Genomic DNA, 24,509 nt, shown 5'->3' with positions numbered 1-24,509 from the left:
ATAAACTATTGAGCACATGAGGCTCTAAAGTTAGTAAATCAATTCTTCGTGCAATAAGCTTTTTAATATTGAGAAGGTCTGATGTAGACCAAGATGCTTGCACAAACCCGTTTTCTAATGCTTTATCCAATTCTGGGCCATAGGTATAAGAATAAGTAACACCAATAACTAAACCTTTAAGGTCTTTAATTGATGACCATTCATATTTCCGGTCAACTAAGTGATAGAAATAACGGGGTAACGAAAGAATAGGATCCGAAAAATAAAAATATTTTGCTCGCTCTTCACTTTTTATCCATATAACAGAACCTTCCCAATGTCCAATTCGGGCATTCTCATAAGCTCTAGGCCACGGGAAAAAATCATAGCGAACAGTTATTCCTAACCTCGCAAATGCCTCAGTAACAATTTGAGAAGATGGACCAAAGTGTGGTAATTTTTCTGATAAAAAAGGCTCCCATTCACCATTTGTCAGTCGTATCGTTTGTTCTGCACGACTGTTAGATATCTGCAACAAGCAAACGATGAGTACCAGATATTTGACTATAACCATTTCTTGCGTTGTCACCCCCAGCTCAACTCACTTTATAAATACTAGCTGAAAACGACAATATAGACCCACAGGGTAAATGAGTTAACTAACCTCCAATGGTGAAAGCATATGCGGAAGAATGTGCGAATGACAGCAGTTAAATGCTCCTGCGTAATACATTCCCACCTTCCTTGGTGATCAAACGCAGACAACAACCCTTGTCCTAAGAGTATAAAATTGATTTACGAAGGGTATAAACGGGGATCAAAAGGAATATGTTTCATGACGGCTCAACATAACTCAAACTGTTTCTACGTAATGTCAGCTATCCTTAAGCACTTCCTCTTTCATTCGCTTCAAGCCAATATAACGCACATCCTGACCTTTAACTAAATAAATAACATGTTCAGCAATATTGCGTGCATGGTCACCAATACGTTCAAGCGAACGTAAAACCCAAATAATATTTAGCACACGGGTAATACTCCTTGGATCTTCCATCATAAAAGTCACAAGTTCACGCATTGCTGTTTTATATTCCAGGTCTACTGACTTGTCTTCCTGTGCAACACGAAAAGCAAGCTCTGGATCAAAACGTGCAAAGGCAGTCAATGCATCCTGAATCATTCGACGCACTCTCGAGCCAATATGTCGTGTTTCAATATAACCTCGTGGAGCTTCACCTTCCTCAGTAAGCTTGATAGCATGACGTGCAATTTTCGCAGCCTCATCGCCAACTCGCTCAAGATCAGTAGCGGCTTTACTACAGGCTAAAACTAAGCGCAAATCAATTGCTGCAGGCTGCCGTCGAGCCAGAATACGAGTGCACTCTTCATCAATATGCAACTCCATCTGATTGATATCATCATCCTTTCGTCGTACTTCTTTTGCTAAGCCACTATCAGCATCAATTAATGCACGCATTGCATCACTGACCTGCTTTTCGACTAAGCCTCCCATAGACAACAGTTGATTTTTTATCTCTTCCAGTTCATTGTTAAACTGTTGAGAAATATGCTGCGAATACATGTCTGAGTTTTTATCCATGGTAAGCCTCAAAAAGGATGGTATTTCGAAATAGCATACCCTTTAATGTTAACACAAATGAATTTTTTGCATGTCCAAACAATGACATCGAATTAATTACATAGCATTATGTATCATTTGTTTAGGGTGTACGCTTAACTACTTATTACTTCAAACTATTTAAACCATCTGTAAGCACAGAATACTGATATTCGCAAACGCTAAAATTAAAAAATGTATCAAACTTCAACTAACCTTATCCATAGCGTCCAGTAATATAGTCTTCAGTTTGTTTTTCTTTAGGATTTGTGAATAAGCTGTCTGTATCACCAAATTCCACTAATTTACCCATATACATAAAAGCAGTGTAGTCTGATACTCGGGCAGCTTGTTGCATATTATGTGTAACAATGACAATGGTATATTTTGATTTCAATTCATTAATCAATTCTTCAATTTTCAATGTAGATATAGGGTCTAATGCTGAAGCAGGCTCGTCCAATAACAAAACCTCAGGCTCTACAGCAATAGTCCGGGCTATCACCAAACGTTGTTGCTGACCGCCAGACATACCTAATGCACTTTCGTGTAAACGATCTTTCACTTCTTCCCAAAGCGCAGCGCCCTTAAGGGCCCATTCCACAACTTCATCAAGAATACGTTTTTTATTGATACCTTGAATACGCAATCCATAGGCAACATTTTCATAGATACTCTTGGGAAAAGGGTTTGGCTTTTGAAACACCATGCCAACTCGACGACGAAGATCAGCAACATTCACACCTTTTGCATAAATGTCTTGACCATCTAGCAAAATGTTTCCATTAACTCGACACCCATCCACTAAATCATTCATACGATTAAGTGTGCGTAATAAAGTGGACTTACCACAGCCCGATGGGCCAATGAATGATGTGACACGCTTTTGTGGAATGCTCATTGAAACATCATACAGCGCTTGCTTTTCATCATAAAAAAGGTTGAGACCATTGATATCCAAACAGGTTGTTTCAGAACCAATGTCTAAATCTTGTTTTACTCGACCAAGAGACTGCATATTAATTGCATGCGCCTTTTTATCAGCCTGTTGCTGATCAGTACTTAAATCTACCGTTGCCTCAGACATAACTGCACTCTTGCTAACATTATAATGGAAACCCGTTAGTTAGACTTCCAAAGCCTTATATTTCTCTCGTAAATGGTTTCGTATTGCCACAGCGGATAGATTCAATATGGCAATAACAACAACCAGTAATAATGCAGTGGCATAAACCAGTGGCCTGGCAGCCTCTACATTGGGACTCTGGAAGCCAACATCGTAAATATGAAAGCCCAGATGCATGAACTTCTGATCTAAGTGTAAATAGGGATAATTACCGTCCAGTGGCAAAGATGGGGCTAATTTAACTACACCCACCAACATCAACGGAGCAACCTCCCCTGCTGCTCTAGCCACTGCGAGGATCAAACCTGTCATCATCGCTGGACTGGCCATTGGTAATACCACACGCCATAGCGTTTCAGCCTTAGTAGCACCTAACGCCAAACTACCTTCACGGACAGAACGAGGGATACGCGATAATCCTTCCTCTGTCGCCACAATAACAACGGGTAACGTTAGTAAGGCTAGTGTAATTGAAGCCCATAACAGACCTGGTGTACCCAATGTAGGAGCAGGCAACGCCTCAGGAAAAAATGCCTCATCAACCGCAGATCCCATAAAGTAGACAAAAAATCCTAAGCCAAATACGCCATAAACAATGGAAGGAACACCTGCAAGATTATTCACAGCTATGCGGATCATTCGTGTCACTACGCCTTGGTGTGCGTACTCCCGCAAGTACACAGCAGCAATAACACCAAAAGGCGTCACAATGACGGACATTAGAATGACCATCATCACAGTTCCAAAGATAGCAGGAAAAATTCCCCCTTCAGTATTTGCCTCACGTGGATCATCAGCAACAAACTCCCAGACTTTGTCACCATAATGTGCAATTTTACCAAGCAGTGACATTGCGTTTGGCTGATAAGCTCTTACCACACTGCCAATAGAAAGCGTCACCTGCCGTCCATCAACTGTTTCTGCAACAAAGTGGTCTTGATTAAATTGCTGGTACAATTCACCTAAGCGTTGTTCGAGCTGCTTGTATTCTTGTTGTAACTCAGCACGTTCTAGCTGTAGCTCAGCTTGAGCAGCATTCGTCAACGTAGACTCCAATTCAAGTCGACGTTCTTTAAGCCGTAAACGCTCAAGTGACGCATTAATTCGACCAATTTGATGCTTTTCAATTTCATAAATGGCGTCGTGTATTCCTTCAGCCCTGGCAATGCGTTGTTGAAAAGTATCCCACAACGGTTTATCAACTAAGATAGCCTGGTCGCCCTCTCTGACTTCTTTTAAAAAGCCATAGAAATTTCCCCACTCACGACGCTCTACAACCATAATATTTTTTGGAAGTTCAGGACCTTGTAAGAAAGCAGGCAAAATCCACTGGAAATCACTGCCATACACATCGCGGTTACCCACCTTAATAAGTTGGCGCTCAAGAAATTCACTTTGTTCAGCAGAAACAGGTAAACCCGCATCAAGTAAACGTTGAACAGCAACCTCTTCTGATTCAACGACTTCACCAGCAATCACTTTGCTCTCTTGGCCAGGCACTATGTAGTTTGCCTGAATAACATCAGCAGGCCAAAAGTGTCCTAAACCTCGAATGGCTATTAACGTAAGTAAGCCAACAACCATAATTATGCTAATGGCAACAGCCCCGGCATTTAGCCAAACCCAAGGCTCTCCACTTTTATACCAGTTTTTTAATCCTATGCGCATAAGACACGCTTTCCATCATTAGAGAGTCAATTAATTAGAGAGAGCTGTAACGTTTACGTAATCGATGCCTAATCAGTTCTGCTAAGGTATTCACGATAAACGTAAATAAGAAAAGCACTAAGGCTGCTAAAAACAAAACACGATAATGCGAACTGCCCACTTCAGACTCTGGCATTTCAACTGCAATATTAGCCGCCAAAGTCCTCATTCCCTCAAAAATATTGGCGTCCATGATGGGCGTATTACCCGTAGCCATTAACACAATCATTGTTTCGCCTACTGCTCGCCCTAAACCAATCATGAGTGCCGAGAAAATCCCTGGGCTAGCAGTTAGTAACACCACTCTAGTCAAGGTTTGCCATGGCGTTGCACCAAGTGCCAGTGAGCCATAGGTGAGATGTTTAGGAACACTAAAAATTGCATCTTCAGCAATGGAAAAAATGGTGGGTATTACAGCAAAGCCCATAGCCAAACCAACCACCAGTGCATTACGCTGATCGTAGTCCAGACCTGTGGCTTCATTTATCCAGTGACGAATGTCGCCATCAAACAATAAGTTCTCAATCGGCACACTTAATTGCAAACTAATCCAGCTGATAAACAATACAACTGGAATCAAAATAGCAGCCTGCCAACCATCAGGAACTCTATGACGAATACTGCCAGGTAACTGTGCCCAAATATAAGCAAATAACAGCATACCTATTGGCATAAAGAGTAGCAGTACAAATATACCTGCTAATGTATTTTCAATGAACGGTGCTAACCACAATCCTGCCAGGAAACCTAGAATTACTGTGGGTAGTGCTTCCATTAACTCAATAACAGGTTTAACTTTACGGCGCATTACGGGTGCCATGAAATACGCCGTATAAATAGCTCCACATATCGCTAATGGTGCCGCCAATAGCATTGCATAAAAAGCAGCTTTTAGTGTGCCAAACGATAATGGCATTAAACTGAGCTTGGGTTCAAAGTCATTGGTTGCTGCCGAAGACTGCCAGATATATTTTGGCTCAGAGTAGCTTTCGTACCATACCTTGTCCCAAAGGGCGGACCAAGAAACCTCCGGATGCGTATTATTAACATCCCAGTAACTTACTTCTCCTTGTTGATTTTCCACCAGTAACGCGTTTGCTCTAGGAGAAATAGCAATACCAGCTACTGATTTATCAGTAATAGATTGTTTGATTAACGTACGTTGTGCTGTGGTATAAAAAATCCCTATATTGCCTTGAGCGTCAGCAGCAACAAAACCTTTTCGCCTATGTTCAGGAGCAATACTCACAATCGCACTTTGGCCCAATTGAAAGCCACGAATTTTTTTCAACTGCCATTCATTTGTTTCGCTTCTGACAAAAAACCACTGATTTATGTGGCCTGAAGAGTCTCCCAGTAATAAAGAGATACCACCTAGTAAAAAATGCATAGAAGTCAAACTGGACCCATCTTCAGTCACATCGAGAACAGCATTGATGATAGGCTTATCTTTATCCTTAATGTCTAAAATCGCCAAATGGTCATTTTCTAAGGCTGCAAAAATCCAGCGCTGTTCAGGATCGATTAATAAACCATTAATTTTTCCTGGTAATTTAGGCACAGACAGTAACTGCTCTGTTAAAGTTACTTCGCCAGATAAAAAGTTTTCTTCTTTATTTATAGCTTTTACAACAAAAGCATCTTTTCCTGATCCGGCGATAATTAACGCCTCATCAGTATCCCTTAATGCCAGGTGTGAAAAAGACGCACCTTCTGCTAAAGATATATATTCTTTGCCATAGGGATAACTTATTTTTGGGCTGATTGTCCGCTGATTATCGTCAGCAAACTGAATGTCATACTCATGCTTAAAAACTACAACCTGACCATTAGAAAATGCTAAAGCAAGAACATGTGTTGCAGGATCAGCCTCCGCCAAACTGGTAATAGATGCACCTTCAGGAATAGGAATTGTCTCTGTGTGAATAACACTCCCAGTATTCGTTTTAAAGAACGTTGCCTGTCCATTACTATCCAGTTTCAGACCAATTTCAGCCTGCTCTTCCATAGCAAAATATAGATTTTTTTCTGCTGATGATGCAGGCAAAGAATAAGTCGCAACAGAATCAATACTTGCAGAACGAAACAAAGGTACAACTTCATATAGCAAGTAAAGAAAAATCAGCAAAATTGCTACGATAACACCAACACCACCAACAGCTACACCCCATCTGGCTAGTTTGTCTTTAAAGTGGCGCAGCATATTATGACGCTTAAGCGCTGGACTTGAGAAGTCTACAATTGAGCTATACTTAGATGTATATGGTTTCATGGAGCAGTACCATACCGGTGGTATATGACATATTTGTTACAATTAATTGACCTTAAGTTGAACTGTTACGCGGTTTTCTAAGGCAAATTCAGCTCTCCACTAACCATGCTATAAAACACCAGGATCAAATGAATAAAAAGCTGTGCATGATATTGATTTTTCGCTAGAAAGCATAAAGGCAGTGTTAACTGCCTTTATGCCATTCCCGTAATAACTATCCCCATTACTCTTTGCTATCAGTGAGTTAGTTAAAGAGATATACACTGTATTAATTAATACCAAGCTTTTTAAGCTCTTTCATAACAACCAGTGAAGGCAAGGGAATATATCCATCTTTAACAACAACACCTTGTCCTTTCTTCGATAAAACGAGCTTAATAAACTCTCGTTCCAGAGGTGCTAAAGGCTTATTTGGTGCCTTATTCACATAAACATATAAAAAGCGTGATAAGGGATACGCACCTTTTATGGCATTTTCAGGTGTTGCATCTATAAATTTACCACCATGCTTACGCGCTAATGGTACTGTTCTTACACTTGATGTCTTATAACCAATCCCAGAATATCCTACACCATTCACAGAAGCGCTGACTGCTTGAACAACAGAAGCTGATCCAGGTTGCTCATTCACATTGTTCCTAAAATCGCCCTTGCAAAGTGCTTTTTCTTTAAAGTAACCATAGGTACCTGAAACGGAATTACGACCATAAAGTTGAATACTTTTCTTAGCCCAAGGGCCTTCTAACCCTGCATCTCCCCAGGCTTCTATTGCGCCATTTGCACCACATTTGCGAGTTGAAGAGAAAATGGCATCAACGTCAGCAATCGTCAGACCTTTAATGGGGTTATCTTTATTAACAAAAACAGCTAATGCATCAATAGCAACAGGAATAGCGGTTGGTTTATAACCATATTTTTTCTCAAATGCTTCGAGCTCTTTATCCTTCATTTTGCGGCTCATAGGACCTAAATTTGAAGTCCCTTCAGTTAGCGCAGGTGGTGCAGTTGAAGAGCCAGCGGCTTGTATCTGAATGTTGACGTTTGGATAAGTCTTTTTAAAGTCCTCAGCCCATAATGTCATTAAATTTGCTAATGTATCAGAACCAACACTTGATAAATTTCCTGATACACCACTCGCTTTCTTGTATTCAGGTAAATTAGTATCCACTTGTGAAGCTGCCATAGCATAGTTGCCTGTAATACCCAGGGAGGCAACTGACAGTGCACCCATAAACGCTTTCAGTTTCATTTGAGTCTCCTGAAATTTTTTTAGTAGCGATGATATGCGTTGACTATGCGCAAACTATATGAATGCAATATTACATTTATGTTAAGCTAATTAAACATTCACTTCATTTCGGGCAAAAAGAGAACTGATCCAAATTTGAACACCCCATGATTAGTGAATACCAGACGTATTAAAGGTTTTTGGCATTTTTATAGTTATTTCAAGTATAATTGGTCACAATAATAAGAATTCAAGATCTCTCACAGTACTCGCATTGGAGGTTCTTTACGAAACAAAACAGATAGGTTGTGGCTATTGAACATGATGAGATGAACATTTTTCTATAGTATATGGATCTTAAAACAGAACTAGAAAATAAAAATATTAGTAAATGCTGGAATATTAAATACGAAGAAATTAAATGGATTAACTTCTTTATTTGGCTCTGAGGGTAATTGAGGCCAGGACTGTACTTTTCAACATAACAATGTACCAAGTATTCATAATGTTTAAAGTATAGTGTAAGTAAAGACCTGAAAAAGCATTTTCTAAAGTCATAACCAAAAGGCATATAACGTGTTGTAACCAGGGATAATAATAATGACTAAAGACAACAACCATTCTAATAATACTCCACCAAACCAACCATCGCACAACGTTCAATCTAATCAAATACTCTCTATTATTTTTAAAGCAACTACTAAAATAGACCTTCTCACAGAACACATCGGTCGATTTGTCTCTTGGTTTTCCTTGCTACTTATGTTGTCTATATTTTTAGTTGTTTTGCTTCGATACATCTTTAATATTGGCTCAATCGCATTGCAAGAATCCGCCCACTATATACATTCTTTTATTTTTCTGACGGCAAGCGGTTATGCGCTTAAACATAATGCTCACGTTCGAGTGGACATTTTGTACCGAAAAATGTCCAAAAAACGCCAAGCGCTTATTGATGCCCTAGGCTCACTCTTTTTATTATTACCCGTCTGCTTTTTTATTGCCATAATGAGCTGGGACTATGTCGGAAATTCCTGGCAAGTTTTAGAGGGCTCTAATGAGCCTGGTGGCATCCCTGGCGTTTTTTTATTAAAAAGTTTAATACTTGCAATGTGTTTTGTATTCATTTTACAGGGTTTTGCTGAGTTATTCCGCTCAATTCTAATTTTAGCGGATGCCTGGAATTACCAACATAAAACAGGAGTGAATGTGTAATGGATGCACTCATTCCACTTCTAATGTTCGTAGTCGTTTGCTTGGTATTACTGCTAGGTTACCCAGTAGCATTTTCACTTGCGGGCACTGCCTTACTATTTGTCAGTGGTGGTATATTAATAGGTATATTTGATACCTCTTTTTTAACAGCACTACCAAGCAGACTTTATGGCACAATGACTAATGATACACTCATGGCAGTACCACTTTTTGTACTCATGGGCGTCATGTTGGAAAAATCTAAAATTGCAGAAAATCTCTTAGAAGGAATGGCATTAATATTTGGTCGTTTTCCTGGTGGTTTAAGCATTTCTGTAACAATTGTTGGTATGTTGCTAGCGGCAAGCACAGGAATCGTTGGCGCGACAGTAGTGACTATGGGCTTAATTTCATTACCAACCATGCTTAAACAAGGCTACAGCCCCTCTTTATCAACAGGAACAATTTGTGCCACAGGTACACTCGGTCAAATTATCCCTCCCTCCATTGCGCTAGTGCTCTTAGGCGATGTATTATCAAGTGCATATCAACAGGCGCAATTAAATTTAGGTTTATACTCGTTAAAAACAGTTTCAGTGGGTGATTTATTTGTTGGCGCACTCATACCTGGTCTGTTACTGGTCTTTTTTTACGTAATATTTCAATTTATTTTAGCTTTAATAAAGCCAGAAACATCACCAGCCATTGATCGTCAAGAGCTTTATCGGCGAGCAAATGGCAAAACATCTCTTTTATCTAACTTATTACCCCCATTATTTTTAATTGCTGCAGTACTAGGCTCTATATTGGCAGGAATAGCCACACCAACAGAAGCAGCAGGAGTTGGTGCATTAGGTGCAACACTATTAGCATTTATCAAGAAACAATTAAACATAAAACAGCTTTCTGAAGTTGTACAATCAACAACGAAAGTAACCTGTATGGTTTTCATGATTCTAATTGGTGCATCTATTTTTTCACTTGTCTTTAGAGCATATGGTGGAGACGATGTCATTCATCACTTTTTTCAAACAATGCCAGGAGGCGTTTTCACAGCAACACTCATTGTCATGGTTGTCATTTTTTTACTTGGTTTTATTCTTGATTTCATAGAGATAACATTTGTTGTCGTGCCTATAGTGGGTCCTGTTTTATTGGCGATGGGTCTACACCCTATCTGGTTAGGAGTAATGATTGCAGTAAATTTACAAACTTCCTTTCTCACGCCACCTTTTGGGTTTGCATTATTTTATTTGCGTGGAGTCGCACCTAACCACGTGCGAACAACACAGATATATAAGGGGGTTGTACCTTATATTCTCATTCAGTTACTCGTATTGATTATTTTAGCGTGTTGGCCAAAAATTGTTACATGGCTACCTGAACTAATTTATGGGGTTCAATAAATTTTCTTTTGAATTGAATATTGACATAAGGGCTTCGCTAAAAAAGTGCATTTTTAGCGGTGCCCTAGTGCTTAGGGTCAAGAAACAGTAAGCTTTGTTCCTGATTCATTTCAAATTGGAAAAACTTGAGGAAATTCATTCCTAATAATCCTTGATAAACACTTGATTCAGGCATGTCGACCACTGCAACATCAATATCATTAACTTTTCTTCCTGCAATGGATATGTTTTTAAATCGATAAACAGGTGCAATAACTTGCCCATTGGCGGTATTCATTCTAACTTGGCTTTGATAATGAGCTACATTATTTCCAATAACGTTTTGGAAAAATCCTCTTGAAATAACAGATAAGCTTGCCCCAGTGTCGATCAATAAATTTAGCTTATACTGACCATTCAATTCAACAGGTACGATAAAATGCTCACCATGCCTAGTCAGCAAAATACCTTCTTTAGCTCTCATTTTTTCCAGAATTATATCTTTTAAACGCTTTGCCGCTGCTCCCCATTTTAAGTCACTTTGCAAATAATCTAACAAACTTAGTGCCTGTGTGTAATCTTTTAACTGAGCAAAAAGCTCTGCTCTTCTGAATAAATAACTATAATTACTTTCATCAATAAACGATAGTTCTTCATAAAACTTCAGTAATTGAGTGACTTGATTATCTTCAAGTAACTGTTGATCATAAGCTTGTACTAAAAGTTTTATTCTAGATTTTACCTTCTCAATATCCTCATAATCATCAAGGTTACTCTCAAGCTTATATAGCGTGAAAATTGCTTGGCGTATATCTGCAGACTGTAGATAACTCTCAATAAGAATATTCCAAGTGGTAATATCTTGTGGATAAATCTGTAAAAGATTTTCCAGTAATGGTATAAGATATACAAATCGCTTGGCATCAAGCTCACCTTGAAAATACTCTCGCAAAAGTATGTCAGCATCCTGCTGCATGACTGGGTTACTCTGTACTAATGCATGATATGAGGTAATAATTAACTGATTATCTTTTGCTAATAAAGCATCTTGTAACGCTTGCCAATAGGGTGTCTGGGGAGAAGGAACCTGAATAGGCTCTGACTCAATGACCTGACTTATATCAAATGCAGATATCAACTGTTGTCTATCATATTCATTGAGTTCTTGCCATAAAACATGTCCATACCAACCAATTGTAATACCCGCACTTAGCACAACGAGAAAGTTTAGTATTTTATTCATTATGTTGCTCATACTGATCTACAGCAGTAATTAACGCTATAATGATTACACATACATCCAATTGCAATGTTTCAGTTAAAGTATACTTTCAATAACAGCCACACCTGTAATGCATAAGACAGGCAAATTTATTATGACTACAAGCCACTAGAAAGAGACATTATGCAAGATCATATCAAAAACTACTATGGTAAAGTCTTAAAACGTTCGCAGGACCTTCAAACCGACGCGTGTACTACTACTGATCGACCTACGCCCGATATTCTGCAAGCCATGGCGTTAGTTCATGAATCAGTAAAAAGTCGATATTTTGGCTGTGGCTTTGTGGTACCCGCTTTATTAAATGACTGTCATGTTCTAGATCTTGGCTGCGGGAGTGGGCGTGATTGCTATGTATTAGCTCATCTAGTAGGAGAGGGAGGCCAGGTACATGGTGTTGATATGACAGATGAGCAAATTGCTGTTGCTAACGAATACAAAGACTATCATCAAAAACAATTTGGGTATGACAAAAATAATGTTACATTTTACCAGGGTTATATTGAAGATCTACTTTCGCTAGAACTGAAGCCAAATAGTTTCGATATTATTGTTTCTAACTGTGTAATTAATTTGTCACCCTCTAAAGAGAAGGTATTTGAACAAGCTTATAAGCTGCTTAAAAACGGTGGTGAACTTTACTTCTCCGATGTATACGCTAGTCGTCGAGTACCATCTGAATTACAGAGTGATACTGAGCTTTACGGAGAATGCCTCAGCGGTGCCTTATATTGGCAAGATTTCTTATCTATAGCCAAAAAAACAGGCTTCAAAGACCCTCGTTTAGTGAGTGACCGTCCTATTTTTATTAAAAATCCTGAAATACAACTGAAACTAAACAATCTCGAATTTTACTCAGCAACTCACCGACTTTTCAAATTAGCCAATCTGGACGATAACTGTGAAGATTATGGCCAGGCCATTGTATATAAAGGAACCATCCCTTACTTTGAAAAAGAAATGACACTAGATAAACACCATTCGTTTGAAAAAGGAAAAATATACTCTGTTTGCGGAAACACTTGGCGAATGCTAAACGAAACTCGTTTGAAACCACATTTTGAGTTTATGGGTAACTTTACCCATCACTTTGGTCCATTTTCGGACTGCGGTATTGATATACCTTTCGATAAGATTATAACTACCACCAATAATAGTCATCAAGCATGCTGCTAAATTTCCCTTACGCTCGTGAGAAAAATGGAAAAATCTTTGTCAAAATTGCATTTGATAAACTTTCATTTGGTTTTTATTAAAAAACATTTTAACTATACACAATGAAAATCATTCAATATACTTTAGGGTATATCTAAAAATGCATTTTAGAAAAATGGTGCTCCCTGTACTGAATGGAATCCTTTAAGAAAAATGATCTTTAAACTTATTTACATTAGCTCCGCTACAGCTCCAATGTCAGAGCAAGAGCTCATTACCTTACTAAAAAGTTCTAGAGAAAATAACATTAAACTAAATATAACAGGGTTATTGCTATACTGTGACTGCACCATTATTCAGTATCTAGAGGGTGATAAAAGCATTGTTGAAAAACTATTTGCGACCATAAACCAGGATAAAAGACACTACAGCATTATACTTATTCATACAGAGTTAACCAATCACAGGGATTTTCCTGACTGGAGCATGGGATTTAAACGTATGACTAAGAACACCTTAGAATGTACAATTCCTGGCTTTAATCAGCTCGCTGAGATCGAAAAGTTATCCTCAAGTGAGTTTAAAAATATATCAACAGAAATACAACTTTTCATTAAAAACTTTAGTTTTTCTGCAAGCACCGAAAAAATATAAGCCACAAAATGGCAACAAACACCCTTCATAAAAAACTGGTCATTTTATCTGTTTTTTTCAGGTTTAATATTTTCTATGCGGACTATATTTAAGTTAGCATTACCAATAATAAACCTCCTTATGCCTTTAATCATAAAAGCATACTTTATGACATATTCACTTACATATTTAAAAAATGGAACTATAAAATAAAATTTGTACCAATGTACAATACCTCCATGGATTTTAACCTTCGAAAATCTAAAATAAAGGTATCAGCATTTACTCATGAAAAATTAAAAGATTTATTCAATCAAAACCTATTGGCTATGAAACAATCAGGTATACCCATAACGAAGGGTTTTTAGGGGCAGCCGTCAAGCGAGGAAGCCCCAGGGCAAGTTTACTACTGTGAAACTTGCGGTAGCGACTTTAATTGATATAACAGCGCTGCTGGGCGGTTATAATAATAAGTGACTTGGGTGGCAGTTAAAAGTTCCTGCATGAACTGCATTCCCAACATCCTTATTGGTCAAGAACGCCGACAACAAACCCTAAAAATAATTCATGAAGGGTATATCTATAAATCTATCCTTCAAAACTTCTTACCCACTGACTGATATGTCTCCAGAAATAAATACCCTTTCCCTTAGTAAACCAGCATTGAGTTTTACCAGTGATTAGCGCACTATTGATAATCAGTAGTTTCTCTCAGTAGTTCAAAATTCACACCACTATAGAGCGTACAACCTTGTAAGCCAGCTATAGTACTTAAATGTAACAACGCTACTAATAAAGATAAAACTATGTAAGAAATTTATAGGGAGATTTGTTATGGTTTTTTTAAAGGGATTTATAATTTTAGTTACAGCTGGGTTATCAGCTTTAGCATTTAGCCAAGGATTTACCACTGTCGAAAATAATCAGTTAGTAACGAAAAAGTTGCATGATACGCTACAAACTAACGTTGAAGTTGATTGTGCAACTATATGGACTGTTACCTGTATTTGGCCAAACGGCTGTGATACATCAGCGACTGCAACTGGTTTTGTCGCAAATAACGGCTGCGATATTTTTTGGAATCAAAATGTACCAGATAAAACCAGAGGCTGTGGTTATACTGAATCAATTGATGGCCAACAACATGCAAAGTGGTATGACTTTGATGAACAAGGTTGCCCAGGACGTGTTTTTCTATTTGGTTCTGGAGAAGAATATGAAGTTATTGTTCACTAAGTAAAGAGCCTACTCTTTTAGTGAATCAATTATTTTTTTAGGGTCAATATATTCATTCCTTAAATCTAGGCTACCGTATAAAGGCGGCAGCTTAGATTTAACATTGATGAACCATCACTTATTTTATTTACAATACCTTCACTAAAGTAATAATGATGTGATTTTCAAAACTATACCCTTCACAAATCATTTTTAGGCTTTGTTATGGGTATACTTCATCGCTTACGCTAGAGCTGCTTGCAGTTTAGGATAATCAATATAACCTTTAGCGCCGCCACCATAGAACGTATCTGAATCAGGTTCATTTAATTCAGAATTCGATTTAAAACGTTCTACCAAGTCTGGATTTGCAATATAGGGTCTGCCAAAAGCAACCAAGTCAGCCCAGCCAGCATTGATGACCTGTTCTGCAAGCGCTTTGTCATAGGCTCCGCAAACAATAATTGCACCTTTAAAGCTCTGCCTTACTCTTTCTCTAAAAGTATTTGTATAAGGCTGACCATTCATCCAAGTTGGTTCATTTAAATGAATATACGCAATATTTCGCTTGTTTAGCTCATTAAGTACGTATAAAGCAACTTCCTCCGCTTCATCATCAGCAATGTCATTAAATGATCCAAGTGGTGAAAGTCGAACCCCAATTTTACTTGGGTCAAGCAGATCAATAAGTTTATCCACAGTTTCTAAAAGAAAGCGAGCACGATTTTCGATAGGGCCACCGTACTCATCTGTACGTTGATTACTATTATTTGCTAAGAACTGATCAGGTAAATAACCATTAGCGGCATGAACTTCAATCATATCAAATCCAGCTTTCAACGCATTTTTTGCCGCATTTACATAATCAGTCTGGATGACTTTTATTTCTTCTACAGTTAATGCTTTAGGTAAGTCAGCACTTATGCGCGTCAATTTACCGTTTATAAGATTGTAGCTTCGTGCACCTTCAGCTTTGATTGCAGATGGTGCGACTGGCGCTTGCTTTCCAGGCTGTAATTCGCGGTTAGAAATACGGCCAACATGCCAAAGCTGTAGGGCTATTCTACCTCCTGCCTGATGCACAGCCTCCGTCACAGTTTTCCAACCTTCTACCTGCTCATCAGAATAAATTCCAGGCGTACACGCATACCCCTTACCTTGAGATGATATTTGACTGGCCTCAGTGATAATTAAGCCTGATGATGCCCGTTGACAATAGTATTCAACCATCAACTGATTCGGAACATCTCCTGGTTGTGAGGCTCTCGAACGAGTTAAAGGGGCCATTATGACTCGGTTAGGTAAAGTCATATCAGCTAACTGAAATGGTGTTAGTAAGGTTCTTTCTGTCATCATACACTCCCTTTGCAAACCATTTAGTAGACCAGTCGTCTATAATATATTAAAAAAATGAGGCCATTTTGAGTAAACTAATGGCCTCATTGAGGTCACACATTCAAATAAATCTCTATTTAACGCAAAACCCGTTTTACACTAAGCTTCTTTTTTAAGCATGCAATCAGATGTCAACAATAACTCTGTCATCATCATAGCAGTCTGTATAGCAGAATCATCTCGACGTACTTTAGTCATCAGACTTGCACCCATCCATTGTTGATACAGTACAACTGATGTAAGTCTCGCATCTAACGTAGTGGGTAAAGAACCATCATTTATTCCAAGCTTTACACATTCTTCTATTCGACTAATAATCGCTTCTATACCAGACTTCAGCATTAACCGCATATCATCAGATAAGTCAGATACCTCAGCAGATAACTTCACCGCTAGACATTGCTTATCACAGCACTTATCTGTTTGTTTTTCAAACCAGTACTGCCAATACGACATCAGTTTATCTTTGCCACTTTTAGGCTGATTGAATAGCTCATCGAGAACTTGCTCATAGTGGCAAAAATACCTTCGGAGCAACTCCACGCCAAACAGCTCTTTTGACTTAAAATAATGGTAAAAAGAACCCTTTGGCACTTTTGCCTGCGCTAATATCTGGGCTAACCCCACAGCTGAAAACCCTTTACTGAGAATCAACTGCTCACCTGCACACAGGATGGTTTCTCGGGTATCTTGATGCTCACTACGATTCATGATGTTAATACTAGCAGCTAATTAGACCGGTCGTCTAGTGGTTTATTTGTGGCTTATTATAACAATATTCAACATACTAATTAAGTTTAGCTATATCATAGCGTCGGCACAGCTAGGACCTTTGGCTAAGGCTAATTTAACTGTACCCATAGCGAAGGGTATATAAGGCTAAAGTACCATCATTAGTGGTCAATTGAGGTAGACAACAGTAGTTGTAGTAATATTTAAAGAGGATTGGCTGGCAATTCAACGAAACGCCATCAGTCAAACTTAAAACCAGAAACGATATTTTCTATACTTTTACTTCGTGTATGCACCGAATTGGCATTTTCAGCAACACGTTCAGCACTGGAAACTAAATCAGAGGCTGAGTTATCCACAGAATCTATTCGAGAATTAATATCGCCTGCGGTTGATGCCTGTATATTGGCAGCTTCAGATACTTTCTGAAATGCTTCTGCGACTTGGTTTGTAGCTTCAGTGACTTTTTGTAGCGCTTCTCCTGTACTACGTGTTCTTTCTTCACTGGTTACTGCTTCTCGTGATGATTCTTCCATTACCTTAACGGCTTCTTCTGCTATCTGCTGCAAATTTAATATTGAGTCACTGATTTCATTGGTAGCCTCTTGTGTTCGAGTGGCTAGTGTACGGACTTCATCAGCAACGACTGCAAAGCCTCTTCCCTGCTCTCCAGCTCTTGCCGCTTCGATTGCTGCATTTAATGCCAGCAGATTGGTCTGTTCAGCAACCGCTTTAATAACATCAATCACATTGCTTATATTATTCGCACTCTCAGCTAGTTTTGTAATTTGCTGTGCAGCATCATTAATTTGCTCCGCTAATTGATGACTGGAATCAGCTGTCTTAATCGACTGTTGCGAACTCTCCTGTGCTGAGGTGTATACCTCCTGAACATGCAAAGAGGTCTCTTCAGAAAGCTCAAGCATTGATTGAGCAGAGTCTGTACTATTGCGAACAAGCTCAACAATATGGCTGATCTGTTGTTTTTGATCATTACCAGACTGTTGATTCGTTTTTGACTCACTATCAAGCTCCTGAGCAGTCTGATTAAGTGCAATGGCTTCTTGGGCCAGCATTTTTACTTTTTGTCGAAGCAAATTCATAGCACGACCTGTCGCGTTTATTGCTTCGGATAATTCATCTTGCCCTTTTGTCTCAAGCTGTATATTTAAGTGGCCAGCCTCAAGTGATTGTGCAGCATAAAGTAAACTATTTATCGCCAACCGGGTATTAATCTGATAGCAAACCAATAAATATAACGCCGATAACATAGTTAGCGAAAAAACAGCAACAACAATATTCCGTTTATGTATGGTTTCATTTAAATGTTTTTTTGCCCCCTCAATAAATAGATTTTCAATAAAGTGGTAAAAATCCATTTGGGCATTTATCGCTGTACTCCCTTTTTCAAAAAACTGTTCAGCTGATACGGATAACGTTTGTACCTCCAGTAAATCACGCTTACTTGTTGTGACCAACTCGTTAACCATTTGAGTTAGTTTCTTAGCATAAGGGGCTATTTGACTACGATAATCCACAGAATAATTATTTAATGCAGTAATTTGAGTTTCGACTTTGGCCAGCACCTCTTCAACTATTTCGGTTAATCTGGTCACCTCAATAAATAACTCAGGGGTAAATTGACCCTGGGCTGCAACCAAGCTACCTTTACCACGAAGTTTCCCTGTTGTTTCTGATAATAAAGGTAACTGGTAAACAAACATATTCATTGCTAAGAAAGTATTTAGTTTGGGATCAAGAATTAGCCCAGTGTTAGTCGCGATAGTGTCAACAATTATGGATATACGATTGATCCATTCTGTATGTAATGAAAATGCAGTATTAATTTGAATATCTGTTGATAACTTATCAGTCATTGACTGCCACTCATCAGCCACTGTATGAATTGACTTCGCCACATCTGCAAAGCCCATTTGATTTGCAGTATTAGTCGCTTTACTAAATGCCTGTTCCAGTTTTGCCCTAATCTCTGGGAGATCATTATACGCAGACTGACTTCCACCTAACCACGCAGCTGTTTTACCTCGATGTTGAGCCGCTAGAATTCGAAGCGGATGAACGATAGCAATAAGTTGCTGACCAGCAAGCTCTTTTTCCCAAACATGAATATCCTGATTATGAGTTGTCACAATTTGCCATAACGCATACAAAATAGGCAAAAGTAGTAAACTTAAAATGAGAAGAAATTTTTGTGTCAAACGCAGGTTACCAACGAGCTTCCGTCCAAAATACCAAAAATTAATCATGGGAGGCATCCTTGTCAGTCTGGTATTTAGGTTTTTACATTACTACCAATGTCCACTTACAGTGCACACTTGAAGCATACCTCTCTCTAGAGCTATATAACCAGAACATTAGCAATCCATTTATTATGCGCGCCAACTTATTGTACTTTCGTTTCATAATAGCATAGCGCTACAACTCTTTTGCTAATCATTTCCATGCTCACAGGTGTTTAAAATTTAAATCCATAATAATGTATATTAAGCTCAACACATGATGCTCTTTATTTGTCGTAAGCATACTGGATTATTGAATTAATATGACCGTGAAGTGTCTTAATAAAACACGTTGTTTGTTAATTGCTAGTACTAACCATTAATACATTACGCCTCAATTAATCTTCTTTTGTTCATTTGTCCATGATTACAACATTAGCCATTAATAATTACCGCTCTATTCTACAAATCACGACGCCTCTCGGCGCTTTAAATGTAATTACAGGGCCTAATGGCAGTGGAAAGTCAAACCTGTACAAAGCATTACGTTTATTAGCAGAAACAGCACAAGGAGGCGTCATTAATTCTCTAGCCGCTGAAGGCGGTCTTGACTCCACTTTTTGGGCTGGCCCTGCCAGTATCACGCCTAAAATGCGTAACGGAGAAGTACCTATCCAAGGCACTGTTCGTAAGGAATCAGTCCGTCTACGTTTGGGGTTTTCCACAGAAATATTAAGTTACGCCATTTCACTAGGACTTCCCAAACCATCCAACTCATTTTTTTCACTCGACCCCGAAATCAAACGCGAATGTATTTGGGCAGGACCCACGTACCGCCCTGCTAATTTACTGGTTGATAGACAAGGAGCCGTTGTTAAAGTACGCCCCCGTAGCAAGTGGGAAATTGCGACTCAGACACTCAGTCTTTTCAACAGTATGTTTGATGAGATTATTGATCCCAGCTCAATGCCAGAACTTTATTCCATGCGAGAGTCTATAAGAAGCTGGCGATTTTATGACCATTTTCGGACTGATCAAAACTCACCAATACGCCAACCTCAGCTTGGTACACGAACCCCCGTGTTACACCATGATGGTCGAGACTTGGCAGCAGCACTTCAGACTATTCGTGAGATTGGAGATCATGTTGCACTAGATGAAGCTGTAAGTGATGCTTTTCCTGGCGCACAACTGAGTATAATTCAACATCATGATGGCCGTTTCTCATTGCAGTTCTCACAAGAAGGCCTACTCCGACCTTTGTCAGGCGCAGAACTATCTGATGGCACATTACGATACATTCTTTGGATTGCCGCTCTACTGACTCCACGTCCACCATTACTGATGGTATTAAATGAACCTGAAACCAGTTTACATCCTGATTTACTACCCGCATTGGCAAGATTAATTCTTAAAGCTTCCAATAAAACACAAATTTGGGTGGTAACACACTCGAACCGATTAATTGCTGCGTTAAGTGAACACCCTGACTGCAACCAAATTGCTTTAGAAAAACAGCTTGGTCAAACTGAAATAGTAGGTCAACATTGGTTATCAGTACCTGCCTGGCATTGGCCTGATAAGCGAGGGTAAAGGGTAATATGCTTCATGCCAAACTATTGCTTTTCTATTCTTTCAGGAAAATCATAAAAATTATGTTTTTTTCTTAATTCTTTTATCTTATTTTCTTTTTTTAAAAGACTATATCCTTGCTCAAATTCATTATACATAGTCATGCAATACTTTAGTTTTTTTGGAAATCCTAAATGAACTGTTGGCACAGCAAGATCAACATTTCGCTTCAAGTCACTCCAAGCCACTTCGGGGTGATTACGATGTAAAAAATATTTTAACACACGTTCATCAGCCGCTATTAAATCGACTCGTCCACCTAAAAACATCGTTAGGTTTTTTTCTGTACTAACTTCTTCATGCTTTGCAATAAAAGGGGCATCATTAAACTCACTCGAATAATAATAACCTCTGACAACACTCACTTTATAACCCAGCAAATCTTTAATTGTATCTCCATTAATACCTTTTGATTTTATACTAAACAACGCTTGCCTGGAAAATGTAATGGGTGATGAAAACTTAATGTATGCTTCTCTTTCTGGCACATAATAAATGCCAACGACGCCATCATATAACCCATTCTTTGTTCGTTCAAACGCGCGATTCCAGGAAGTATAAAGGATATGCACTTTCTTACCCACTCGAGCATATGATTTATAAATTACTTCAGCCATAAAGCCTTCATCAACCATGGCATGTCCATAGTATGGCGGCCATGATTCTGTAGCAAAAATATAGTCGAACTTTGCCTTATCAACAGCGCTTAATTTAGAATTATCAACGGCACTTAATATAGGAGCATAAATACTTATAGCAGTCATCATCAATAACTGTATAAATACTCTAAATCCTTTTTTTAGCCCTTGCTTAAAAATACACGCTATCATAAAGCCCTATTCACTAAATATTAAATATCTCTTTTCTAGTGAAAGCATAGACTATGCAAGACCGATTAAGAGAAGCCTTCTCCAAACACATGCTTTTAAATTTATCGTCCGTTTTACAGGTAGCAAACCCAGTCAAAAACTCTTATAATCCGCTCCTTTTTTGCCTGATCACAGTAGCGACCTTACTGAGATGGTCAAATCTCCTTTGGGATAATCTGCAAGTGGTGTTAGAGGCAAGTCGTCTTTTTAAAGGTTAACTATAGTTGCCTTTAAGGTTTATTTATCATTATCAGGGTTATTATGCTGTTTTACTCAAAAAAATATGACTGGCTTGGCAATATTAGAGCAGATATGCTTGCTGGACTAGTTGTTGCGCTAGCGCTTATTCCAGAAGCGATTGCTTTTTCGATCATTGCAGGTGTTGACCCTAAAGTGGGTCTTTATGCTTCATTCAGCATCGCTGTTGTCACAGCCTTTGTCGGTGGACGCCCAGGTATGATTTCTGCGGCAACCGGCGCAATGGCATTATTGATGGTCACCTTGGTAAAAGAGCATGGTCTGCAGTACCTACTCGCCGCTACGTTATTAACTGGGGCACTACAAATCATTGCTGGATACTTAAAACTTGGCGAACTGATGCGTTTTGTATCCCAGTCTGTTGTCACAGGGTTTGTTAATGCTTTAGCCATTTTAATTTTTATGGCACAACTTCCCGAGCTCACCAATGTAACCTGGCATGTTTATGCAGTGACTGCAGGTGGCCTGGCCATTATTTACTTATTTCCATTACTGAATAAAACGATTCCTTCCCCTCTGGTATGCATACTGACCTTAACAGCACTTTCACTATGGTTAGGACTCGATATTCGAACTGTGGGTGATATGGGTGAACTACCAGATACCCTACCTCTATTTTTGTGGCCTGATGTCCCCTTAAACCTTGAAACCCTTTCAATCATCTTTCCTTACTCAGCAGCCTTAGCTGTTGTTGGCTTACTTGAATCACTCATGACGGCTACAATCGTAGATGATTTAACTGATACACCCAGCGACAAAAATCGCGAATGTAAAGGTCAGGGTATCGCTAACATTGTAACAGGCTGTATTGGTGGCATGGCAGGCTGTGCAATGATTGGTCAATCAGTCATTAACGTAAAGTCCGGAGGCAGAGGCCGCTTATCAACCCTGGTTGCGGGTGTAATGTTGCTAATCTTAGTCGTTTTCTTTAGTCAGTGGGTTGCCCAAATACCAATGGCTGCATTGGTTTCTGTCATGATCATGGTGTCCATTGGTACCTTTAATTGGAAATCAATTCGTAATCTAAAACATTATCCACTCTCAACCAATATCGTCATGCTAACCACTGTTATTGTGGTGGTATGGACGCATAATTTAGCTTATGGCGTGTTAGCTGGTGTATTATTGGCCTCGCTTTTCTTTGCCAACAAAGTAAGCCACTTTATGTATATTGAGTCCGAGTTGGATGAGGCCTCAGAAACACGAACCTATCACATTATAGGACAGGTCTTTTTTAGCTCAGCAGATAAATTTGTGGCTGCTTTTGACTTTAAAGAAGCGCTTGATAAGGTAGTCATTGATTTACATCGAGCACACTTTTGGGACATTACAGCCGTCAATGCTTTGGATAAAATTGTTATTAAGTTTCGTCGTGAAGGTGCAGAAGTAGAATTAATCGGCCTGAATGAAGCAAGTGCTACGATTGTGGACAGATTTGGGGTACATGATAAACCTGAAGAAATCGAAAAAGTACTTGGAGGTCACTAATAAATGAAAACAACAATATCCAAGGTGCTTGCTTGTATTGATGGCTCTCGCTACAGCACTGCAGTATGTGATTACTCAGTATGGGCCAGCCAACGCATTAATGCTCCTTTGAAACTACTCCATAATATTGAGCACCACCAGATACCAGGCATGGTTGATTTGTCAGGTAGTATTGGTCTGGGTAGCCAAGAAAAGTTACTTGATGAATTAACAACGCTAGAGCAACAACGCAGCAAGTTATTAGTTCAGCAGGGCAAAATCATGCTTGATGCTGCTAAATCAAGAGCAGAGCAAGCAGGTATTGAAGATATTATCGCAAAACAACGTCATGGTAGCCTGACGGAGTCTTTAATTGAGCTAGAAGATGAGATTCGAGTCTTGGTACTAGGCATTAGAGGTGAAGGCCATGAAGATGATGGAAAACAAATTGGTGCTCACTTAGAAACCATCATTCGCTCATTACATAAACCTATACTTGTCGTAAACAAGGAGTTTACCGAACCAAAGCGCATCATGTTGGCTTATGACGGTAGTGAAGCCGCACAAAAAGCTTTGGATATGATCGCTAACAGGCCTTTATTTAAAGGGCTACCATGTCATGTCGTTCATGCTAACCCTAATCCGGAAAAGCACACAAGTGACTGTTTACCAAATGCTGCCCGTAAATTAGAAGAAGCAGGCATTGAAGTCATAACCGCTGCCCTAGAAGGAAAACCTGAAGACGTTATCTGTGCCTATCAAACAGAACACCAAATAGACTTAACCGTTATGGGTGCATTTGGTCATACACGTATCAGAGAGCTATTACTGGGTAGCTTTACCGCCAAAATGTTAGCGTCCACTCAAAAACCCCTACTTTTACTTCGTTAAACCATCATGGTATATAAGTGGGCAAGATTCTGATTAACAGTGATTTAGCCCACTTACCCTATTCTCACCTTTCTCCTAATAATTTTATCCTCAAAATCATCTACTCTTAGAAAGACAGCTTTCTTTGCTCATCGTTATGGATATATGTCTCTCGTAAAATACATTAATCATACGCGAAAACTATGCATAAATAATTCACCAGTCCAAAGGGTAAACATAGTTGGAAATGTT

19 protein-coding genes are annotated in these 24,509 nt (G+C 38.9%); 8 read left to right on the top strand and 11 right to left on the bottom strand.

Translation table 11 applies throughout. The features are described from left to right. From KCG35_RS07285 to KCG35_RS07260, 6 genes are all read right to left on the bottom strand, one after another. Window positions 1-553, bottom strand: a 553-nt coding sequence (locus KCG35_RS07285) for a substrate-binding periplasmic protein (protein WP_215819019.1), incomplete at its 3' end; no start/stop codon positions are given. Window positions 554-853: 300 nt separating this feature from the next. Beyond that, on the bottom strand, window positions 854-1,579 hold the full coding sequence (gene phoU, locus KCG35_RS07280; RefSeq protein ID WP_215819018.1) for a phosphate signaling complex protein PhoU: 726 nt from the start codon (window positions 1,577-1,579) through the stop codon (window positions 854-856). A 235-nt stretch (window positions 1,580-1,814) separates the two neighbouring features. After that, a complete protein-coding gene (gene pstB / locus KCG35_RS07275; RefSeq protein WP_215819025.1) occupies window positions 1,815-2,615 on the bottom strand; it encodes a phosphate ABC transporter ATP-binding protein PstB in 801 nt (266 codons plus the stop codon). Between the two features lie 108 nt (window positions 2,616-2,723). Continuing rightward, window positions 2,724-4,391, bottom strand: coding sequence for a phosphate ABC transporter permease PstA (gene pstA, locus KCG35_RS07270; protein ID WP_215819017.1), 1,668 nt, complete (start codon window positions 4,389-4,391; stop codon window positions 2,724-2,726). Window positions 4,392-4,425: 34 nt separating this feature from the next. Further along, complete coding sequence (locus KCG35_RS07265; RefSeq protein ID WP_215819016.1) at window positions 4,426-6,702, bottom strand: ABC transporter permease subunit; 2,277 nt, start codon at window positions 6,700-6,702, stop codon at window positions 4,426-4,428. Window positions 6,703-6,970: 268 nt separating this feature from the next. Beyond that, complete coding sequence (locus tag KCG35_RS07260; RefSeq protein ID WP_215819015.1) at window positions 6,971-7,951, bottom strand: PstS family phosphate ABC transporter substrate-binding protein; 981 nt, start codon at window positions 7,949-7,951, stop codon at window positions 6,971-6,973. Between the two features lie 579 nt (window positions 7,952-8,530). On the opposite strand from KCG35_RS07260, the gene KCG35_RS07255 reads away from it, so the two are divergent. Further along, window positions 8,531-9,145, top strand: coding sequence for a TRAP transporter small permease subunit (locus KCG35_RS07255; protein ID WP_215819014.1), 615 nt, complete (start codon window positions 8,531-8,533; stop codon window positions 9,143-9,145). Further along, window positions 9,145-10,530, top strand: coding sequence for a TRAP transporter large permease (locus KCG35_RS07250; protein ID WP_215819013.1), 1,386 nt, complete (start codon window positions 9,145-9,147; stop codon window positions 10,528-10,530). Before KCG35_RS07255 ends, KCG35_RS07250 begins: the two co-directional genes overlap by 1 nt. Window positions 10,531-10,594: 64 nt before the next feature. Here KCG35_RS07250 and KCG35_RS07245 read toward each other — a convergent pair whose 3' ends face one another. Next, window positions 10,595-11,752: a retropepsin-like aspartic protease gene (locus KCG35_RS07245; RefSeq protein ID WP_215819012.1), complete on the bottom strand. Its 1,158-nt coding sequence runs from the start codon at window positions 11,750-11,752 to the stop codon at window positions 10,595-10,597. A gap of 162 nt (window positions 11,753-11,914) precedes the next feature. On the opposite strand from KCG35_RS07245, the gene KCG35_RS07240 reads away from it, so the two are divergent. The 3 genes from KCG35_RS07240 (at window position 11,915) to KCG35_RS07230 (ending at window position 14,815) form a co-directional block, all read left to right on the top strand. Further along, window positions 11,915-12,967 carry a methyltransferase domain-containing protein gene (locus KCG35_RS07240; protein WP_215819011.1) on the top strand — a complete coding sequence of 351 codons (1,053 nt, stop codon included), beginning with the start codon at window positions 11,915-11,917 and terminating at the stop codon, window positions 12,965-12,967. A gap of 192 nt (window positions 12,968-13,159) precedes the next feature. After that, on the top strand, window positions 13,160-13,600 hold the full coding sequence (locus tag KCG35_RS07235) for a BLUF domain-containing protein (RefSeq protein WP_255561876.1): 441 nt from the start codon (window positions 13,160-13,162) through the stop codon (window positions 13,598-13,600). Between the two features lie 813 nt (window positions 13,601-14,413). Continuing rightward, a complete protein-coding gene (locus tag KCG35_RS07230) occupies window positions 14,414-14,815 on the top strand; it encodes a hypothetical protein (RefSeq protein ID WP_215819009.1) in 402 nt (133 codons plus the stop codon). 222 nt (window positions 14,816-15,037) lie between these two features. On the opposite strand, the gene KCG35_RS07225 is transcribed toward KCG35_RS07230, so the two are convergent. The 3 genes from KCG35_RS07225 to KCG35_RS07215 form a co-directional block, all read right to left on the bottom strand. After that, window positions 15,038-16,150 carry an alkene reductase gene (locus KCG35_RS07225; protein WP_309227322.1) on the bottom strand — a complete coding sequence of 371 codons (1,113 nt, stop codon included), beginning with the start codon at window positions 16,148-16,150 and terminating at the stop codon, window positions 15,038-15,040. A gap of 138 nt (window positions 16,151-16,288) precedes the next feature. Then, window positions 16,289-16,900, bottom strand: a complete 612-nt coding sequence (locus tag KCG35_RS07220) for a TetR/AcrR family transcriptional regulator (RefSeq protein ID WP_215819008.1) — start codon at window positions 16,898-16,900, stop codon at window positions 16,289-16,291. Between the two features lie 260 nt (window positions 16,901-17,160). Continuing rightward, on the bottom strand, window positions 17,161-19,188 hold the full coding sequence (locus KCG35_RS07215; protein WP_215819007.1) for a methyl-accepting chemotaxis protein: 2,028 nt from the start codon (window positions 19,186-19,188) through the stop codon (window positions 17,161-17,163). Between the two features lie 396 nt (window positions 19,189-19,584). On the opposite strand from KCG35_RS07215, the gene KCG35_RS07210 reads away from it, so the two are divergent. Continuing rightward, window positions 19,585-20,754, top strand: coding sequence for an AAA family ATPase (locus tag KCG35_RS07210; RefSeq protein ID WP_215819006.1), 1,170 nt, complete (start codon window positions 19,585-19,587; stop codon window positions 20,752-20,754). 23 nt (window positions 20,755-20,777) lie between these two features. On the opposite strand, the gene KCG35_RS07205 is transcribed toward KCG35_RS07210, so the two are convergent. Then, window positions 20,778-21,623: a substrate-binding periplasmic protein gene (locus KCG35_RS07205; protein WP_215819005.1), complete on the bottom strand. Its 846-nt coding sequence runs from the start codon at window positions 21,621-21,623 to the stop codon at window positions 20,778-20,780. A 300-nt stretch (window positions 21,624-21,923) separates the two neighbouring features. Here KCG35_RS07205 and KCG35_RS07200 point away from each other — a divergent pair, with 300 nt between their 5' ends. Next, on the top strand, window positions 21,924-23,408 hold the full coding sequence (locus tag KCG35_RS07200) for a SulP family inorganic anion transporter (protein WP_215819004.1): 1,485 nt from the start codon (window positions 21,924-21,926) through the stop codon (window positions 23,406-23,408). A gap of 3 nt (window positions 23,409-23,411) precedes the next feature. After that, window positions 23,412-24,278, top strand: a complete 867-nt coding sequence (locus KCG35_RS07195; protein WP_215819003.1) for a universal stress protein — start codon at window positions 23,412-23,414, stop codon at window positions 24,276-24,278. Window positions 24,279-24,509: the final 231 nt, after the last annotated feature.

The organism is Zooshikella harenae (assembly GCF_018837975.1).
Taxonomy (GTDB): domain Bacteria; phylum Pseudomonadota; class Gammaproteobacteria; order Pseudomonadales; family Zooshikellaceae; genus Zooshikella; species Zooshikella harenae.
This window is presented reverse-complemented; position numbering and strand designations above follow the sequence as displayed.

Coding starts and splice junctions, on each gene's coding strand:
- KCG35_RS07245 (WP_215819012.1), bottom strand. CDS start 11,752: ATGAATAAAATACTAAACTTTCTCGTTGTGCTAAGTGCGGGTATTACA.
- KCG35_RS07265 (WP_215819016.1), bottom strand. CDS start 6,702: ATGAAACCATATACATCTAAGTATAGCTCAATTGTAGACTTCTCAAGT.
- KCG35_RS07240 (WP_215819011.1), top strand. CDS start 11,915: ATGCAAGATCATATCAAAAACTACTATGGTAAAGTCTTAAAACGTTCG.
- KCG35_RS07235 (WP_255561876.1), top strand. CDS start 13,160: ATGATCTTTAAACTTATTTACATTAGCTCCGCTACAGCTCCAATGTCA.
- KCG35_RS07225 (WP_309227322.1), bottom strand. CDS start 16,150: ATGATGACAGAAAGAACCTTACTAACACCATTTCAGTTAGCTGATATG.
- KCG35_RS07210 (WP_215819006.1), top strand. CDS start 19,585: ATGATTACAACATTAGCCATTAATAATTACCGCTCTATTCTACAAATC.
- pstB (WP_215819025.1), bottom strand. CDS start 2,615: ATGCAGTCTCTTGGTCGAGTAAAACAAGATTTAGACATTGGTTCTGAA.
- KCG35_RS07215 (WP_215819007.1), bottom strand. CDS start 19,188: ATGATTAATTTTTGGTATTTTGGACGGAAGCTCGTTGGTAACCTGCGT.
- KCG35_RS07230 (WP_215819009.1), top strand. CDS start 14,414: ATGGTTTTTTTAAAGGGATTTATAATTTTAGTTACAGCTGGGTTATCA.
- KCG35_RS07255 (WP_215819014.1), top strand. CDS start 8,531: ATGACTAAAGACAACAACCATTCTAATAATACTCCACCAAACCAACCA.
- KCG35_RS07195 (WP_215819003.1), top strand. CDS start 23,412: ATGAAAACAACAATATCCAAGGTGCTTGCTTGTATTGATGGCTCTCGC.
- KCG35_RS07260 (WP_215819015.1), bottom strand. CDS start 7,951: ATGAAACTGAAAGCGTTTATGGGTGCACTGTCAGTTGCCTCCCTGGGT.
- KCG35_RS07220 (WP_215819008.1), bottom strand. CDS start 16,900: ATGAATCGTAGTGAGCATCAAGATACCCGAGAAACCATCCTGTGTGCA.
- KCG35_RS07250 (WP_215819013.1), top strand. CDS start 9,145: ATGGATGCACTCATTCCACTTCTAATGTTCGTAGTCGTTTGCTTGGTA.
- phoU (WP_215819018.1), bottom strand. CDS start 1,579: ATGGATAAAAACTCAGACATGTATTCGCAGCATATTTCTCAACAGTTT.
- KCG35_RS07205 (WP_215819005.1), bottom strand. CDS start 21,623: ATGATAGCGTGTATTTTTAAGCAAGGGCTAAAAAAAGGATTTAGAGTA.
- KCG35_RS07200 (WP_215819004.1), top strand. CDS start 21,924: ATGCTGTTTTACTCAAAAAAATATGACTGGCTTGGCAATATTAGAGCA.
- pstA (WP_215819017.1), bottom strand. CDS start 4,391: ATGCGCATAGGATTAAAAAACTGGTATAAAAGTGGAGAGCCTTGGGTT.